Here is a 15,495-nt window from a genome sequence, read left to right on the forward strand (position 1 = left end):
TCGGGCGCATGTCCAGACGGCCGCGCGGTCAGGTGCCGCGCGCTGGAGCAACTATAAATACGACCATCTCTTTGGACCTTTTTACATTCACGTTCAACCGATGAATGATGAGGATGTAGCACATCCGAATGAGGTGAAACAATGGCAAAAGCAATGTTCGTACGTTTCGAGATGCCCAAGGAGCTTTCGGACAAGGCCTACGAGATCGTCGAGGCCGCCCGTGACACTGGCAAGGTAAGAAAGGGGACCAACGAGGTCACCAAGCTCGTCGAGCGGGGCGAGGCCCAGCTGGTCATCCTGGCCGAGGACGTTCAGCCCGCCGAGATCCTGGCCCACATGCCCCTCCTGTGCGAGGAGCGCAATGTCCTGTACGCCTACGTGCCCTCCAAGGCCGAGCTCGGTAACGCCGTGGGACTCGAGAAGCCCACCGCTTCCGTGGCCGTCCTGGACGCTGGAAAGGCCAAGCCGCTGCTCGAGGGATTCTCCGAGCAGGTCAAGAAGCTGAAGCAGTAAGAGTGAGGTGTTGACATGGCAGATGATGAGAGCAGCATCCCTTCGGAAGTGGTGGAGATCATCGGTCGCACAGGCATGACCGGTGAGGCCACCCAGGTGAAGGTGCGTGTGCTCGAAGGCCGTGACAAGGGTAGGATCATCACCCGCAACATCATGGGCCCCGTGCGCATGGGAGACATACTGATGCTCAGAGAGACCTCCAGAGAGGCTCGCAAGCTTTCCATAAGGTGAGGCGAAGACCATGGTAGAGAGAAGGGTCTGCTCCTTTTGTGGAGCGGAGATGGAACCGGGCACCGGCAAGATGTACGTGAAGAGGGACGGAACGGTGCTGTCGTTCGATACCAACAAGTGCTACAAGAACATGGTCGAGCTGGGCAGGATCCCCAGGACGACCACCTGGACCCGTGCGGCCAAGCGCGAGAAGGACATTGCCAAGGCCGCCCTGGCCGCCAAGGAGACCGCCGCCCCGGTGGAAGCGGTAACCGCGGCCACCAAGGTCAAGGCCCGCCAGCCCAGGGGACGCAAGAAGTCCGCCGCCAAGAAAGAGTGAGAGCATGGCGATCGAGCGTACCTTCCTGATGCTCAAGCCCGACGCGGTCCAGCGCGGGCTCATGGGCGAGATCCTGGGGCGCATCGAGGCCAAGGGCTACAAGCCCGTGGCCATGAAGTTCATGCGCATACCGAAGGAGCTCGCGGAGCGCCACTACGCGGAGCACAAGGGCAAGGGCTTCTTCCCCGGCCTCATCGAGTACATGACCTCCGGTCCCGTGCTCGTCATGGTCTGGGAGGGGGATAACATCATCATGGGCATGAGGTCCATGATGGGCAAGACCAACCCCCAGGACGCCCCTCTGGGCACCATCCGCGGGGACCTGGCCCAGCAGACCGGCAGGAACCTCATCCACGGCTCCGACGGCCCCGAGTCGGCCAAGCGCGAGATCGAGCTGTTCTTCAACGACTACGAGATCCAGGACTGGAAGCGGTCCCTGGACCCCTGGTTCACCGAGTAAAACATCTTCGGGAGCCGAGCTCCCGTCAGTTCTTTATTTTTCATCAATCGTCGAACTGGAACAGGTCCTCTATCGTGGTGCCCAGCGCTTTCGCGAGGTCGTGGGCCAGCTGCAGGGAGGGGTTGTAGGCGCTCTTCTCCAGGTACACCACCGTCTCCCGGCAGACGCCGACCTTCTTGGCTAGCTGTTCCTGGGTCAGGTTATAGCGGGCCCGGAACTCCCGGATACGGTTCCTCATCGGGGCCTCCTGCGCGAAAAATAGATGTACCCAGCTATAGAACTGAATAGCATTACGAACATGAAAAAGATAATGAAATCGTCTAGGGGCAGCAGGAGGAATTCGTTTTTGACCAGCACGTACGTTACCACCAGGGCTGCGTAGGAGATCATGAACGAGAGGGCCAGGGAATCGGACGCTAGCTTCCAGGTCCTCTCGTCCCCGAAAACCTCGCCTTTCCGGGAGCGACGGGCCTGGATGAAGGCGAAGAACAGCAGGTAGAACCCCATGGTCATCACCGGAGTGGTCTGCTTCACTATGCCAAACACTTCGAGCGCCACCGTTGCGATTAGAATGACGATCCCCGATACCAGTGCTATCTTGGAGATGCGATCCATATACTTTCCTCCGTTTGATGTGATGTATACATCACAATATGTGAACTATACATCACATAATAAAGGTTGCGCCGGTCCTCGGGGCAGGTCCGCAAAAGCTTGCTCTCTGGGGGCTGGGAAAGATACTAATATCGATTCCCATATCGGAAGTCCCATGGCTACCAGGCAACCGATCGTGAGCGTGCTCGGGCACGTAGACCATGGCAAGACCACTCTTCTCGACCGCATACGCGGCACCGCCGTGGTGCAGAGGGAGGCCGGCCTGATCACGCAGCACATCGGCGCGACCGAGGTACCCATCGATCACATCTACAAGGTGTGCAAGCCCCTCATCGGCACGCGCAAGTTCAACGTGCCCGGCCTCCTGTTCATCGATACTCCCGGTCACCAGTCCTTCACGTCCCTCCGCGCCCGCGGGGGCTCCCTCGCCGACATCGCTGTCCTGGTCATCGACATCAACGAGGGCATCAAGCCGCAGACCATGGAGTCGATCAACATCCTCCGGCGGTTCAAGACGCCGTTCATCATCGCGCTCAACAAGATCGACCTCATCGACGGCTGGATCGTGCAGCCGGACAAGCCCTTCGTACTGAGCCTGAAGGAGCAGCCCGAGGCGGTGCAGGCCAAGCTGGAGGAGAAGCTGTACAAGGTGGTGGGCGACCTTTACGAGAAGGGGCTCACCGCCGACCGCTATGACCGCATCGATGATTTCACCAAGGCCATCGCCATCGTGCCCATGTCCGCCCGCAACGGGGTCGGCCTTCCGGACCTTCTCCTGGTGCTCATCGGGCTGGCCCAGAGGTTCCTGGAGCAGCAGCTGGTGAAGGAGGAGGGCGCCGCCCGCGGGGTGGTGCTGGAGATCAAGGAGGAGAGGGGACTGGGGGCCACCGCGGACATAATCCTGTACGCCGGCACGCTGCACAAGGGTGACACCGTGGTCCTCGGAACGAAGGGAAAGCCGCTCACCACCAAGGTGAAGGCGATCCTCCGGCCCAAGCCGCTGGACGAGATCCGCGATCCCAAGGACCGCTTCGACTCGGTCCCCGAGGTCACCGCCGCCATCGGCGTGAAGCTGATGTGCCAAAGCCTGGACGGGGTGGTGTCCGGCGGCCCCCTGCGCGCCGCGGGAGCGAACGCGGACGAGGCGCTGGAAGAAGTGGCCGAGGAGACCAAGGTGCACATCGACGCCGTCGAGGAAGGGGTGTACATCAAGGCCGACGCCATCGGCTCCCTGGAGGCGCTGGCGTACGAGTGCAAGAACGCGGAGATACCGATACGCAAGTACGACACCGGGAACATATCGAGGAAGGACATCATCGACACCGCGGCCTACGGGCAGGCGGTGCACCGCGTCATCCTGGGGTTCAATGTGGACATGCTCCCGGACGCCAAGGACGCTCTCCCGAACTACTCCAACATCAAAGTCTTCACCAACGACGTGGTGTACCGGCTGATAGAGGATTACCAGAAGTGGGTGGAGGATGAGAAGAGGCGCCTGGACCTAGAGAAGAGGGCCGAATACGCCTTCCCCGGGAAGGTCAGGCTGCTGCCGAACTGCGTGTTCCGCGTTTCGAAGCCCGCCATCGTGGGCGTGCGCGTGCTGGCCGGCCGCATCCGCCCGGGGCAGACCCTGCTGAATATCGATGGTCAAGACGTCGGGAAGATCCGCTCCATCCGCACGGGCGAGGATGTGGTCAAGGAGTCCATCCAGGGTGCCGAGGTGGCGGTGGCCATCGAGGGGCCGACGGTGGGACGGCAGATCAATGTGGAGGACATACTGTACGTCGACCTGAGGGAGACCTCTCTCAAGGAGATGCAGGGCATGGACCTCAACCCCGACGACAAGATGGTGCTCGACGAGACCATCGAGATCAAGAGGAAGACTGACAAGTTCTGGGGGATGTAATAATCATCAGCTAGTAGTCGGGGTTTTACGCTCAATCAGCGGGAATTTAAATCTGAGTATAAATATCTAATTTATTTTATGGCTTGAGTTGTGCTAATTTAGGATATTTAAAGAGCCTTGATTAATAATATTAGCTAGAGCACGCATAGCTTTATCACAATCTTCCAGTATCTTTTTATATAAATCACATAGGTTGCCATCTGGTGCTTTCTCCTCGCCATGAGCGGATTGTTTATTTCTCATTCTTTGTAGCGAATAAAGTGGGTCGATAATCAGTCGTATTTGTGATTCATCAATTTTCCTTGTTTCGAGACATTTTTCTAAAGCCTTAATTGAGCGAAGCTCCTTATCATATACATTCAGCTCTTTACTTATTCGTGTTATTGAGTCCATGCATAGGCCGTCATTTAGGATTGTAGCGAGTTCGATAATCTGGTAAGTCCATTCTTTTGATGAATCAGTGACAACATAGCTCAATCGACTTGTCTTTCGGTTTGCGATTTCACCATGAAATTTCCATATCGGTACTTCATGCCCACCGATTCTAGCCAATGGAAATTTATTAAGGATTTGGATGAGAGAATGTAAGGGGTCATACCCATGAAAAAATTCCCCTTGGAAATCCTGAGTGAGCGAGCGCTCAGATATTGTTCCGTTTGGTGCCTCATTTGCGGATTTCCAGTATAATTGTTCATTGTACGGCAAAACAGCTAAATCACAAAGCAATGCGTTTACTTGTCCCTGCTCGTTCACATCATACCTTCTTAGATACCATGCGCCCCTACATTGGATTGAGTCCAATCCTAAATGGTACTTGTCGGGATTCTGTTGATACTTCGACAATACCTCAGGTCTAAAAAAAGCTGGTGAGGTAGCAAACGGCTTTCCTGTGTCGACGTGATTACTATCGAGTTCATCCGGATTGCATGAAATTTCATGCACCCTCCTATGCTTAAAATCATCCGCTATGAATGTCGCATATTGCCTCTGAAATGCTCTATCTCCATTAGCCATTGCGGTTAGTTTATCAATTGATTCAGTAATGTGGATTATCTGAAATCCTCGAAGCCATGATCTTATAAATGCATTGGCAGAGTCGCGTTTTATCTTAGTATGCCCAAATATCCCCCTTGCGTCATCATTTAGTTGGTGTTCCTCCACTTGGCCATCGGGGGGAAAATTGTATATATCCCTTGCCCTTGAAAAAGCAAACACTCGGATAAGGACACAGTCTGTCAAGAATAAAATAAACTCTAAATCTTCCTTTTTTAAAGTGCAACACCACTGATTTGGCTTCTCAATGATGCTAAAAGAATTTTCATATTCTCCATTCTCGTCGAATCTGCAATACGCCTGCCTCCTTTCTATCCAATGTATTTCGAGGAGCTGCGCAAATTTTTGATGTAATTCGATATAGGAATTTTTCACATGCCCCTCAAAATGACGATGGAACACTAATGGTTCCCCACCGTTTAGTATTGTACTTCCAGTATGCCATAGTGGCGGAAAAATGGTTACGTGACGTTCAGGATCAGCTTGAAAACCATACCCCCAACTATGGTTGCAATCAAAATTCCATTGGTTAATCTCTTTTACATAATCATTTATAATGCTGGTTCTAGGGACCAAAATTGGATAGATGAAAGCTGAAGTATCGCCAAATTGCCCATTCACGTAAACTGGAATATCTCCTGCCATCGATTTAGATAAAAACAGATAGATGTCGTCTAGCTTTTCCCATTGTTCCGTTTTCTTTGAATCTCCCTTTGGCTCTTCACCAATATCATTTAAAACCTTGATTACTTCTTCAGAACGCACCGATTGGACACTCCCGTATTCTGACTCTTTTACTGGCTTGTTGTTCTTGGAAATGTGTTCTTCGATATACCCATGATGGGCCCCAATATGCAAATTGGCACATCAGACTAAGTGGGAGTAACTTGGAGGAATCCAAGACTTATCAATTCCTTCATCAATTCAAATGCCTTTGCGTCCAGCTTATCTTTTTCGAAAGTAATGTAGCCATATCCTGTAAAGTCACTACCGAAAGAAACTCCCTCTTCCCTCAGAATAACAATTTTATCTGAATATAAAACGATTCCAGCCCCCAACTCAAATACTACATTGTCACTTGGCCTTAGTACCTTGATGTTTTGGGAACCCGTTGTTTCTTCATCTGCAGTAAAAATAAAAATTCCTGAGCTACATTCTTTCATCAACTGGGCTACTTTATCACTGATTGGTCTGCCATTATGCGGCTCGTCGACAGCTACTTTGTAAGGAACCTTAAATTGTGATAGAATTGATTTCAGTTGTTCAAGAGGTTTCTTGTTCTTCCCGTGTGCAACAAATATCTGCTTCGGTTTGGTAGTAATTGGATTAACCTTACATTCTGACTCATCTGTTACCTCGATTCTATTAGATTCTCCACAATCCTCTAGGTCACCCTCAGATGAAGGTGATTCAACTTCGTCGTCGACCACTTCTTTTATCTTTTTAAGTTGCAAGTAATCTGATCCTTTTATGGATTCTATTAATCCTAAATACTTGATGTTGGTCATGAGGACCTTATAGCAGGCATCAACATCCTCAGGTATTATTCCAAATTCACGTCTGAGTGTATTTTTTAAGATGTTCTCGGACGGGATTTTCTTGGAGTCGTAAAACGTTAAAATTTTATTGAAGATTACAGGAGTTGTTAATGCCTTGTATTGGCATGACTTTACTTCGCCCTCCTTTGTAGGCGCTACGATCGAAGCACCTAATTCAGTAAGCGATACTTTTTCAGCTTTCTCGGACCCATTTGTGAGACCATATCTTATGGAGGATGACAATAGTTGCCTAAATGCACCACTCTGGGGCGTCATGTCTATTGCCTTAGCATAATATCGAATGGGCGACCAGCGTTTGATTCATCTATAGCTTTTGCCACCCTGAGGGCCTTCTCTAAGGTCTCTCTAGGAATGGTTATTTCTGCAGGCCGTTTCCCACCCTTTTTCTTTATCTTTTTTCGCTATCTTCTCAGAGGGCATTAAAAAACGCATCGGTTTTTATGCCTATTAAATATCCGCATCTCTAAATTATCTTTGCTAGGTTATTTATTGTCTAGAAAAAAAGAATCAAGACCACCTGCTATCGTATTCCGCCGATAGTCTGTTCAGCATGGCATCATATTCGGCGTCCACGTCAATCCCCAGGCTATTCGGTCTCGGCAGCTCGGGTGGATTCACATTGTCTACAGAGACCGGTACCAGGATTATGAAATCATATCCGATGTCCTTAGCATCGCCAGGACTGCGAACAGGAAGGCCCCTGAACTTCTTGATGGTCCTCTCAGGGTCCTTGACCCTGTTAGTGCTGACAGCATGGTGGAACTCGTCCCATAGCCTCCCGTCGCCCTTGGAGAGTCTGGAACGTATGGAGGATTCGAAGACAACCTCACCGGCGACCTTTTTGACACCATCAGGGATATTGAGGTACCTGCCGGCGACCCCCACGAGTACAGTCGCGCAGCATATCGCCTCACGACTGGCGCTCTGGATTGCTTTGACTGTTTCATCGAGATCATCGTATCTAGCATCCACATTACGATGTGCCGTGAGGACGGACTTGTTCTCCACACAGATTCGAGCCCGGGCCAGGTCCGGCTTTCCAGAGGCGTCCGGCTCGCCGATGAACATGTCTATCTCCCGGTGGCGTCCCCCGGGAGCGGGGATGTTCAACCAGCATTGGACCTTTCCAGTCTCGACGTCCTCTTTCAGGCGAGGACAGCGGGCTTGGAGGTCCCTGAAAATCCCATTGCTGACGATATTGGAATGAGCGTCCTTGCGATGATTGTGATAACCTTCAGTCTTTATCCACTCGATGGCTTCGTCGAAAGGTGTCGTCATCCCGGTTCCTCTGGGTGATTAGGATAAAACACTAAAAAGATTGGCGTTGGGTAATAAATTCAAAAGAATCCACCATTGCCCTCAGATTTAGGCGCGAGCTCGGCGGGGACAGGCAACTTCTTGAGGACCTGACTTTGCACCCTGAGGAACCCGTTGGCGGCCCGCTGGCAATTCGCCGTGAGCCACTCCCGAGCGACCGGTCCGTTGAGGTAACTGGTTAGCTCCTCCATCTTGCTGGGGTCCTTAGGGATGATGTAATAGACCGTGTGTCGCGGTATCAGGTCGCCCTTGCGGTCAATGACGAATGTAGGCACCTCGCCGATGTCCTTGCACAGGATCTTGGGCTGGAGTAGTTCGGTCATAGGAGGGTTCTCATGGAATGCGTACCAAGCCCTCCTCTTGACACAGGTGCGGGCCTTCAAGCGATTCTGCCTCTCCGGCTCCTTCAGGTATGCCTTGAGGGCGCCTAGCTCGGTCTCTTTCATCAGCTTGCCACTCCGCTCATAGGGAACAAGCATGCAATCCTGGAGGGTCATGGTGCCCTTGCGGGAATCGATCTGCCTCCCCGCCACCGTGGGATGGGCGAACCCGGTGAGTTCGTCGGGAAGGTGCGATGTTTCCAGTACATAGATGGAATCCGCTCCCGTAGCCACACCGCAGCTGATCCTCACGCATACATCTGCAAGGACAGCAGCTGATACATGATGGAAATGACCGTTCATGACGGGCAGCCAGGAACCGCCATCTGACGGAAGGTCAACGGTGCGCTCAGACCCGTCGCGGTGAACGACCCGGGTGTGGTGCTCATTCTCACTTTTTGTCACCGTCGAAATCGTTGGGTACGCCACCAAGTCGCCGAAGGTCTCCTCTGAGACCATGCGGAGCTCCTCGACGTTCATCTTGGTCAGGATCTTTCGCAGAGGGGCGGCGGTGTCGACATAGATGAACTTCTCGGGGGTGATGAAAACCAGCCGGCCGCCCTTGTTGAGATTGTTCAATGCCTCCTCGAAGAACAGGAGGTACAGGTCGAAGCGCTGGATGGCGGTGCGGTACTTGCCCCGGTACGCAGCCTTCTCCGATTCGGACAGTTGAGTGATCGGCACATACGGGGGGTTGCCGATGATATAGTCGTATCGCTCGTTCTCTTCCATCAGGAAGTCGCGCAGCGCGATCCTGACGCCCGGGCAGTGCCCGTAGCGCTTCTTCGCCGCCTCGACGCGGCGGGGATCGGAGTCCACCCCTGAGATGCGCGGGTTGGGGACGTCGTTCCTCTCGCACCACCTGATGATGCCCCCTATGAACGCTCCCTCGCCGCACCCGGGGTCCAGAACGGTGCTTTCGGCGCATGGAATGCGTCCAGCGAATAAGGATTCGACCATTTGGTCGACCGTCTTCTCCGGGGTAGGGAAAAAGCCTTTCACGGCAACACCTGGTGAGCACTGGCCAGCATCCTCATCTTGTTTTGGAATGCTGAGCTCAGTTTCTTCATGGTCGAGGCCATTAATTAGGGTTTCTGAGGGGTCGCTGAAAATCTGAGCGATAGAACGCTCGCATAATGTCGTCTGTTTGTTAATTGGGCGCGTTACCTCCCATCTTCCGAACATCAGCCCAATCACCTAAATGCCTGACTTTCATTTTAATTCAATAACCTTTAGATTACCCCTAACGTACCATTCGCTCCCTTATCGAAAAATCGAGCTGAACTCCGGCACGATGATATTGGTTCGAACATTCCAACATCATATGTGGCAAGTGAGTTCACTCTGACCAGATGCTTGATCATCTATACAGACTATCTAAATGAAGAGTTTAAACACTCAGATCACTAGAAAAAGAAAAAAAAGGACAGGTTTAGAACCTGTCCCTGGGCTTGTGCTTCTGGAAGCAGTCCCTGCAGTATACCGGCCTTCCCTCGGTCGGCTTGAAAGGTACCTGGGTCTGGGCTCCACAGTCGGAGCACTTTACGTCATGCATTTCGCGCGGTTCGCGGCTGTAGCCGCCTTCTCTCTTGTTTCCGTACATTACTAATTACCTACTGTTTTGATATTATCTCAAAAATCCTTACGAATCCTTGCGACAGGCCACTCAGGTCGCTCATGTATATAAATTGGCGCTTTGAATCAGCAAATTATGCTCAACGCGCGTTTCTGCCCTTTTGCATCTTTCCCTTATGAGGCCCGAGTTAAGATGATGCTAAAAAGCTCGCATCTGGGGATTTGACACTCCCGCTCTTGTTCGTAGGATTCTAAGGTTGCCATCGTTTATGCCGAAGCCTCTTGGCATATCAATGCGGCCCTTGCAACAATCCCCCCGTCTTGCTGAAATCGAGCAACGTCGTATTCCTCTGCGAGGGGTACAACCATCGCCATATTGAACGACGCGTTGACGCCGGCGTATCAACGTGCCTTCGTTGTAGCTTGAGCAAGTTCAAAAGGCCAATTGAGTATGGCTCCGGCTATAGCCTTCTTGATGCGCTGCCCTTTCGTTACGTCCGTTCATTCCACGCCTCATAAACCGATGATCCCGCAACAGGCTTTCTTACTTGTGTGATGCTTTTTCCCCTGGGGTCGGCTTTGCCAGATTACTTCTCAAGAGATCGATATGTGGTGTTTTCACTCCGCTCTTTTCTATAAGCTGGTCAAATTCACCCTGTAGGGCGATCATCTCCGTTTTCGCCACCATGCAGTGCTTTGCCATAGTGATCTCCGCGATCTTAGTGCCCATGATTATCTTGAAAAATGCCGTCAGAACACAAGTGGGAAGCCTGAAAAAAATCAGTTTCCTCGGTGTCGGTCGGATACCGAGCTTTCTTAGCACGATAAACCCTTCTTTGATGCCGAGCACCATCTCCTCAACATCGCTCCAGGAGGCGGCAAGTTTCCTGTTGTCGCAGTCATGGCCATACAGCGCGTTTGCTATGCACGTGACTAAAGATACATGCGTTTTCTGCCATGCGTCCATATCAGAACAGAACACGGATGGAATGCCCGCGAGGTTGAAAATCTCGATAAGGTCATCAACCCTCCCAGTCCTTTCTCCGGAGATCTCACCGAAGGTTGTCGTCTGGAACATCCTCACCAGGCCCCTGCCAATGAAATAGCTGACGACACCGTCGTTTCGTTCCCCGCCCGCGGAGGGGAAGCCGATCAACAGGCGTTCCGTGCCGACAGCGTTTTTCCACTCGTCATAGCCTGCGGCGGTGTTGACGATGAACACGATGTTTTCGGTGCTATTCTGAGACAGGTGTTCCAGAACTGCATCTACCTGTGTCCTTTGCATCGCGAGGAGGATATAGTCATATTTTTCGCCGGGAGGGAGGCTCTCGATGGTCTTTACCCGTACAACCTCTTCCTTACGTGTTTCTGGGCTACGGAGCACGATTCCCGCATCCCTTATTTCCTGTAGGCGCTTTCCTCGGGCTAGAACCGTTATATCCTGACCCGAAAGGCTGAGCTTTGCAGCAAAGATGCTGCCTATGACCCCCGCTCCATAAATGAGAATTTTCACTTGATTTCCCCCTCCTGTTCTCCTAAGGTCCTAGTCGCTGCTGATACCCAACTACTTGCGGCATAATGCCCTTTGTGGATTTGTTAACTAGATGGGCGGTCACCGGCTGAGTCCATCGAATAAGAAAAATGTGTTACTGTCCGTAGGCAGCTCACGATACGAGCCATAGGAAGGCGTTGGACAAAATCTCTCAAGGGGCACTATCTTACAATCCAATAGCGTCCAGACTACTTCTGATCTACACATTTGAACGAATGTTCTCCGAACTAGGAGCCGAAAAAAAGTTTGATGCCCGATGCAATTCTCCTCCGATCGGGATCTAGGGCGCCAGCTCGGGCACTCGCACGTCCCCGATGATGTGAGAAACATCACCCCTTCTGTCTGCTCAGGCTTAGAGCGCAGTACCCTTCTTAGGCACAAATAAAGAGGACATGTCGACACGCTCCAGCTCAAGCAATTTTATTTTCGTTCCAATGCCCCCACCATAACCGGTCAGGCTGCCGTTTGACCCCACCACCCGGTGACATGGGATTATAATGGAGATAGGATTATGTCCAACAGCCCCACCCACTGCTTGGCTGGACATTCTCTTTTTGTTCATTTTTACGGCCATCTTTTTTGCGATGTCGCCGTAGGTGATGACCTCGCCATACGGTATCTCGCATAAAATGTCCCATACCCCTTGACGAAATTCGCTGCCCCTGGGGGCTAACGGCAATTCAGAAATAGTGGGTCTCTCGCCTGCAAAATACCTGTCCAGCCATCTTTTTGCGGCGTCAAATATCGGCATGTCGTTTTTCTCTACTATTTCTTCAGGCATGGTCTTCCCATGATATCTTTGTCCTTCAAGCCATAATCCGACAAGATTGTTGCCATCACATGCAAGCGTAATTGTGCCTATGGGTGATGGGTAAGTTGTTGAATAATACATATTGGCCCCTTATTTTGTCTGTGCTTTTTAGCGCGCTCTAGGCTAAAAGGGTTTCTATCTCCAAGGGCTACAACGGATCTAGGGGCATGCACCAGGCACATATTGAGGAACGAGCATGTGGAAACAATGCCCTCAGAGCAAACCACATCCAACGACAATTTCGGTGGAAGCTTATCCTCGGCCTTTCTGTCGCGCGTTCTAGAGACCTATATTGATATCGAAGCGCCGCCTCAGCAAGTGTGGGAGGTGCTCCTTGACTTCCCCTCGTGGAGGGAATGGAATCCCTTCATCCCGTCGGTCGATGGATCTCTTGTGGTCGGAGAGCGCATCCTCATCAAGGTCGTCCCTCCCGGAAGGAAGCCCATGGAGTTCAAGCCCGAGGTCTTCGTCGTGCGGCCCTGCGAAGAGATCATTTGGGGCGGGAGCTTCCTTTGGGTGATGTACCGTGGTGACCATGCCTTCCTTCTCGAGTCGCTGCCCGGAGGAGGAACGCGCTTCCGGCAGCGGGAGAGGTTCCGGGGACCCATGACTCTCTTCATGACCCGCATGATCAAGGATACGGAGAAAGGATACTACCAGATGAACCAGGCGCTCAAGCGGAGAGTTGAGGCTAAAGGCCTGCACCGCGATTAGTGCTGCCAGGAAGTTCAGGACAAACAAAGTATCCGCATCGGTGACGACCGGCTGAGCAGGCCGAACAGCAGGACGCAGGCGCCCACGATGAGGCCCGACAGGAACATCCGCCCCGGCACCGGTTTGACCGGTAGAGCAGTTTTCAATAGAGAAAATCCCCTGTCGCGCCGGGGGATTAAAGAAGTCGCGCGTCCCCGATCCATCCGACAGGCTCGGCGTCAGTTCAGATCGGGAACGCGGGAATGCGCTTATTCCACCTGGGTCGACAGGAAGACGGGGATCGTCATGTGCTCCATCTGGTCCTGCAGCTCCTCGATCTCGTCCATGTGGCGGTCCTCGTCGTTGAGGATCTGCACAAGGATGTCCCGGGTGGCGTAATCCTTCAGCTCGCCCGCGAGTATGATGGCCTCATTGTAGGCCTTGATCGCGCCCATCTCGGAAACGCGGTCGTTCTCCACCTGCTTGGGAACCTCGCTGCCGATGTGTATGTCCCTCAGCTTGGTCACGATGGGCGTGCCCTCGAGGAAGAGGATCCTTCCGATAAGCTTCTCAGCGTGCTTCATCTCGTCGATAGCCCGCTTTTCAAAGCTGTGGTGCAACTTGCCGAAGCCCCAGTCCTCGCACATCTCCGCGTGGACGATGTACTGGTTGATCGCGGTCAGCTCGTCAGCGAGCAAGGAATTCAAGGTGTCGATCAGCTTTGGGTCTCCCTTCATGGTGTTGGCTCCTCTATTTCTAAGGGCGAATAACTATATTTCGGCCTATAAACTTTACGACTTTTTCACGGCGCTTCACGAAAAATCCCCATTATTATGACATGATTCAAATATGGAATTCATAGGAATTCTTCTGATATCGTCGGCCTGCGCATCCCGGCTTCATGTGCTGAGCACTGTACTTGCATCCCTCGAAGTGATCGTTCAGCATGTTGCGCTCTTGATGACGCTGCCGGGACCGGAGGGCATGGCAGTGACGTCGTTCCCGTACCTCTTGGCCCGCTCGGTGCACTTTGCCTGCGCCCCCTCGCGATACGGCGCATCCTCCAGCTCGATCTCGGGTTCACCTGCGCAGCCCGGTCGAGATCGTCCTTGAAAAAATCAGCTCACCCAGGGCCAGGCTCGCTCGACTCCCTGGCGATCCTCAGGAGACCGTCGTAGTCGGGCTCTATCCAGAGGTTCTCGGTGACCCACGACCAGGTGATGATCATCTCCCTGCTCACCATGAAGAGCCCACGCAGGGGGCGGCCCTTGTTGTAGCTCTCCTCGTTGTCGTCATAGACGCCGTAGGCCTTGGTGACCGCCAGATCTCGATCGCTCATCAGGGGGAAGCGGAGCTTCAGCCTCTCGGCCCACAGTCCATGGGACACGAGGTCGTTGAAGCTGACGCCCATGAGCGTGTAGCCCGCCTCCTCGAGATCGGACTGCATGTCCCGGAGGGCCACCATCTGCCAGTGGCACACCAGGCCCCAGTCGGAGGGATAGAATACCAGGAGTATCCCCTTCCGCCCCATCATCTCGCTCATGAGGGCGCGGCGCCCGGTCGGTTCGATCAAGACGAAATCGGGGGCCGGTGAGCCTACGGGTAACGGTATCATCCTGTCCACGACCCTCTGGTCCATTTCGCCGACCGCATCGGACCATAGAAATAGGTTATCCGCGCATGTAGGAGCGTTAACAATCGATACACTGGATTCCCCAGGCAGCGGGCCGCTCCGATCTGTTCGCAGTACTATTCTGACAAAACCTTATTAGGGGGATAGGCAATCGAAAATGGACAGCCTGGAGGGATCAGATGGTACTAACGCCGGAAATGCAGAGGATCGGGGTCACTCCCAACCTCATGAAGACTACTCAGAAGATGACGTGCCCCCATTGCGGGCTAGAGTTCAGCCTTTTCCAGTCCAGGGCGATCGCCTGCCGGGGATGCAAGAAGGGCGCGTTCGGCTGCAACCTGGCGAGATGCTTGCGGTGCGACCACGAGTTCCCCATCAGCGGTACCCTGGTCAACGGCAAGGAGAGGGAGAGAGAGCTGTCCGTATACATGAACAACATCGTGGGCAACTACAACAGAAGCGTGGGCAAGAAGGGGACCCGGTAGGCCGGGCCCCCGCCCCGTTCCCTAGGAGACTACAAGGCCAGTGTGAAACTGGGCCTCCTTCTTCTCTCATATTGTTGGCGGGCATCTATGCTATCTAGAGTCAATTGCATGGTGCCCTGAAGCTATCGATCTCGATCGCCTGTATCTGTGGGTGAGCCCTCGCAGGCTCTGCATCATCGGCTTCTAGATCGGTAGAGCTTCACCAATGCTGCAACTGTTCGCCTGATATCTGCCGATGCGAACGCTCCGGTCCTCTGCGCCCGATCGGCAGGCCCGGCGTCCCTCTTTCCTTTTGCAGCCAGCTGGATCAGACCCTTCACGCAGTCTCTGGAGGACGCGGACCCTGGTCATATCTGAGCCCATGAAAATGAAAGAAAAGGCCCCCCGCATCCG

Annotated in this window: 19 protein-coding genes; 7 read left to right on the plus strand and 12 right to left on the minus strand. The window is 53.1% G+C overall.

The annotated features are described in order from the left end of the window. The first annotated feature begins 141 nt into the window (after positions 1-141). Genes rpl7ae through ndk form a run of 4 tightly spaced genes read left to right on the plus strand, consistent with a single transcriptional unit; the run spans position 142 to position 1,523 of the window. The gene (rpl7ae, locus tag WYS_RS13070; protein ID WP_026069121.1) at positions 142-513 is read left to right on the plus strand and encodes a 50S ribosomal protein L7Ae; all 372 of its coding nucleotides are present in this window, start codon (positions 142-144) and stop codon (positions 511-513) included. A gap of 15 nt (positions 514-528) precedes the next feature. Then, positions 529-744, plus strand: a complete 216-nt coding sequence (locus WYS_RS13075; protein ID WP_019178625.1) for a 30S ribosomal protein S28e — start codon at positions 529-531, stop codon at positions 742-744. 10 nt (positions 745-754) lie between these two features. Next, entirely contained in the window at positions 755-1,063 is a 309-nt protein-coding gene (locus WYS_RS15775) for a 50S ribosomal protein L24e (protein ID WP_081580002.1), read from the plus strand. Positions 1,064-1,073: 10 nt separating this feature from the next. Next, entirely contained in the window at positions 1,074-1,523 is a 450-nt protein-coding gene (gene ndk, locus WYS_RS13085) for a nucleoside-diphosphate kinase (RefSeq protein WP_026069122.1), read from the plus strand. Positions 1,524-1,566: 43 nt separating this feature from the next. Here the strand turns inward: ndk and WYS_RS13090 are convergent, their stop codons facing one another. Together WYS_RS13090 and WYS_RS13095 are read right to left on the minus strand one after the other, a co-directional pair. Further along, entirely contained in the window at positions 1,567-1,761 is a 195-nt protein-coding gene (locus WYS_RS13090; protein ID WP_019178628.1) for a helix-turn-helix transcriptional regulator, read from the minus strand. After that, on the minus strand, positions 1,758-2,138 hold the full coding sequence (locus WYS_RS13095; protein WP_019178629.1) for a hypothetical protein: 381 nt from the start codon (positions 2,136-2,138) through the stop codon (positions 1,758-1,760). The genes WYS_RS13090 and WYS_RS13095 overlap by 4 nt, the downstream gene beginning before the upstream one ends. A gap of 154 nt (positions 2,139-2,292) precedes the next feature. Between WYS_RS13095 and infB the strand changes: the two genes are divergently transcribed. Then, complete coding sequence (infB, locus tag WYS_RS13100) at positions 2,293-4,044, plus strand: translation initiation factor IF-2 (RefSeq protein ID WP_019178630.1); 1,752 nt, start codon at positions 2,293-2,295, stop codon at positions 4,042-4,044. Between the two features lie 93 nt (positions 4,045-4,137). Here infB and WYS_RS16185 read toward each other — a convergent pair whose 3' ends face one another. From WYS_RS16185 to WYS_RS13135, 7 genes are all read right to left on the minus strand, one after another. Continuing rightward, on the minus strand, positions 4,138-5,862 hold the full coding sequence (locus WYS_RS16185; protein WP_147654224.1) for a hypothetical protein: 1,725 nt from the start codon (positions 5,860-5,862) through the stop codon (positions 4,138-4,140). Between the two features lie 107 nt (positions 5,863-5,969). Next, positions 5,970-6,911 (minus strand): TIR domain-containing protein, encoded by a 942-nt coding sequence (locus WYS_RS13105; protein WP_019178632.1) that lies wholly within the window; start codon positions 6,909-6,911, stop codon positions 5,970-5,972. A gap of 252 nt (positions 6,912-7,163) precedes the next feature. Further along, entirely contained in the window at positions 7,164-7,934 is a 771-nt protein-coding gene (locus WYS_RS13110) for a hypothetical protein (RefSeq protein ID WP_019178633.1), read from the minus strand. 59 nt (positions 7,935-7,993) lie between these two features. Next, a complete protein-coding gene (locus WYS_RS15460) occupies positions 7,994-9,313 on the minus strand; it encodes an Eco57I restriction-modification methylase domain-containing protein (RefSeq protein WP_049796382.1) in 1,320 nt (439 codons plus the stop codon). Positions 9,314-9,785: 472 nt separating this feature from the next. After that, entirely contained in the window at positions 9,786-9,956 is a 171-nt protein-coding gene (locus WYS_RS15780; RefSeq protein WP_019178635.1) for a CxxC-x17-CxxC domain-containing protein, read from the minus strand. 516 nt (positions 9,957-10,472) lie between these two features. Next, complete coding sequence (locus WYS_RS13130) at positions 10,473-11,441, minus strand: ketopantoate reductase family protein (protein ID WP_019178637.1); 969 nt, start codon at positions 11,439-11,441, stop codon at positions 10,473-10,475. Positions 11,442-11,832: 391 nt separating this feature from the next. Continuing rightward, the gene (locus WYS_RS13135; RefSeq protein ID WP_026069123.1) at positions 11,833-12,372 is read right to left on the minus strand and encodes a methylated-DNA--[protein]-cysteine S-methyltransferase; all 540 of its coding nucleotides are present in this window, start codon (positions 12,370-12,372) and stop codon (positions 11,833-11,835) included. A 126-nt stretch (positions 12,373-12,498) separates the two neighbouring features. Here WYS_RS13135 and WYS_RS13140 point away from each other — a divergent pair, with 126 nt between their 5' ends. Continuing rightward, positions 12,499-13,005: an SRPBCC domain-containing protein gene (locus WYS_RS13140; RefSeq protein ID WP_081580004.1), complete on the plus strand. Its 507-nt coding sequence runs from the start codon at positions 12,499-12,501 to the stop codon at positions 13,003-13,005. A gap of 14 nt (positions 13,006-13,019) precedes the next feature. Here the strand turns inward: WYS_RS13140 and WYS_RS16570 are convergent, their stop codons facing one another. From WYS_RS16570 to WYS_RS13150, 3 genes are all read right to left on the minus strand, one after another. Next, positions 13,020-13,151 carry a hypothetical protein gene (locus WYS_RS16570; protein WP_272898427.1) on the minus strand — a complete coding sequence of 44 codons (132 nt, stop codon included), beginning with the start codon at positions 13,149-13,151 and terminating at the stop codon, positions 13,020-13,022. A gap of 102 nt (positions 13,152-13,253) precedes the next feature. Continuing rightward, positions 13,254-13,721: a bacterioferritin gene (bfr, locus tag WYS_RS13145; protein WP_019178640.1), complete on the minus strand. Its 468-nt coding sequence runs from the start codon at positions 13,719-13,721 to the stop codon at positions 13,254-13,256. A gap of 386 nt (positions 13,722-14,107) precedes the next feature. After that, positions 14,108-14,623, minus strand: coding sequence for a redoxin domain-containing protein (locus WYS_RS13150; RefSeq protein ID WP_019178641.1), 516 nt, complete (start codon positions 14,621-14,623; stop codon positions 14,108-14,110). Positions 14,624-14,796: 173 nt separating this feature from the next. On the opposite strand from WYS_RS13150, the gene WYS_RS15465 reads away from it, so the two are divergent. Continuing rightward, positions 14,797-15,102: a hypothetical protein gene (locus tag WYS_RS15465; protein WP_147654225.1), complete on the plus strand. Its 306-nt coding sequence runs from the start codon at positions 14,797-14,799 to the stop codon at positions 15,100-15,102. The last annotated feature ends 393 nt before the right edge of the window (positions 15,103-15,495 follow it).

It is taken from the genome of Methanomassiliicoccus luminyensis B10 (assembly GCF_000308215.1).
Lineage (GTDB): Archaea > Thermoplasmatota > Thermoplasmata > Methanomassiliicoccales > Methanomassiliicoccaceae > Methanomassiliicoccus > Methanomassiliicoccus luminyensis.

Excerpts from the sequence above, each read along its gene's own strand:
- rpl7ae (WP_026069121.1), top strand. The coding sequence starts at position 142 with ATGGCAAAAGCAATGTTCGTACGTTTCGAGATGCCCAAGGAGCTTTCG.
- WYS_RS13075 (WP_019178625.1), top strand. The coding sequence starts at position 529 with ATGGCAGATGATGAGAGCAGCATCCCTTCGGAAGTGGTGGAGATCATC.
- WYS_RS15775 (WP_081580002.1), top strand. The coding sequence starts at position 755 with ATGGTAGAGAGAAGGGTCTGCTCCTTTTGTGGAGCGGAGATGGAACCG.
- WYS_RS13090 (WP_019178628.1), bottom strand. The coding sequence starts at position 1,761 with ATGAGGAACCGTATCCGGGAGTTCCGGGCCCGCTATAACCTGACCCAG.
- WYS_RS13095 (WP_019178629.1), bottom strand. The coding sequence starts at position 2,138 with ATGGATCGCATCTCCAAGATAGCACTGGTATCGGGGATCGTCATTCTA.
- infB (WP_019178630.1), top strand. The coding sequence starts at position 2,293 with ATGGCTACCAGGCAACCGATCGTGAGCGTGCTCGGGCACGTAGACCAT.
- WYS_RS13105 (WP_019178632.1), bottom strand. The coding sequence starts at position 6,911 with ATGACGCCCCAGAGTGGTGCATTTAGGCAACTATTGTCATCCTCCATA.
- WYS_RS13110 (WP_019178633.1), bottom strand. The coding sequence starts at position 7,934 with ATGACGACACCTTTCGACGAAGCCATCGAGTGGATAAAGACTGAAGGT.
- WYS_RS15460 (WP_049796382.1), bottom strand. The coding sequence starts at position 9,313 with ATGGTCGAATCCTTATTCGCTGGACGCATTCCATGCGCCGAAAGCACC.
- WYS_RS15780 (WP_019178635.1), bottom strand. The coding sequence starts at position 9,956 with ATGTACGGAAACAAGAGAGAAGGCGGCTACAGCCGCGAACCGCGCGAA.
- WYS_RS13135 (WP_026069123.1), bottom strand. The coding sequence starts at position 12,372 with ATGTATTATTCAACAACTTACCCATCACCCATAGGCACAATTACGCTT.
- WYS_RS13140 (WP_081580004.1), top strand. The coding sequence starts at position 12,499 with ATGCCCTCAGAGCAAACCACATCCAACGACAATTTCGGTGGAAGCTTA.
- bfr (WP_019178640.1), bottom strand. The coding sequence starts at position 13,721 with ATGAAGGGAGACCCAAAGCTGATCGACACCTTGAATTCCTTGCTCGCT.
- WYS_RS13150 (WP_019178641.1), bottom strand. The coding sequence starts at position 14,623 with ATGGACCAGAGGGTCGTGGACAGGATGATACCGTTACCCGTAGGCTCA.
- WYS_RS15465 (WP_147654225.1), top strand. The coding sequence starts at position 14,797 with ATGGTACTAACGCCGGAAATGCAGAGGATCGGGGTCACTCCCAACCTC.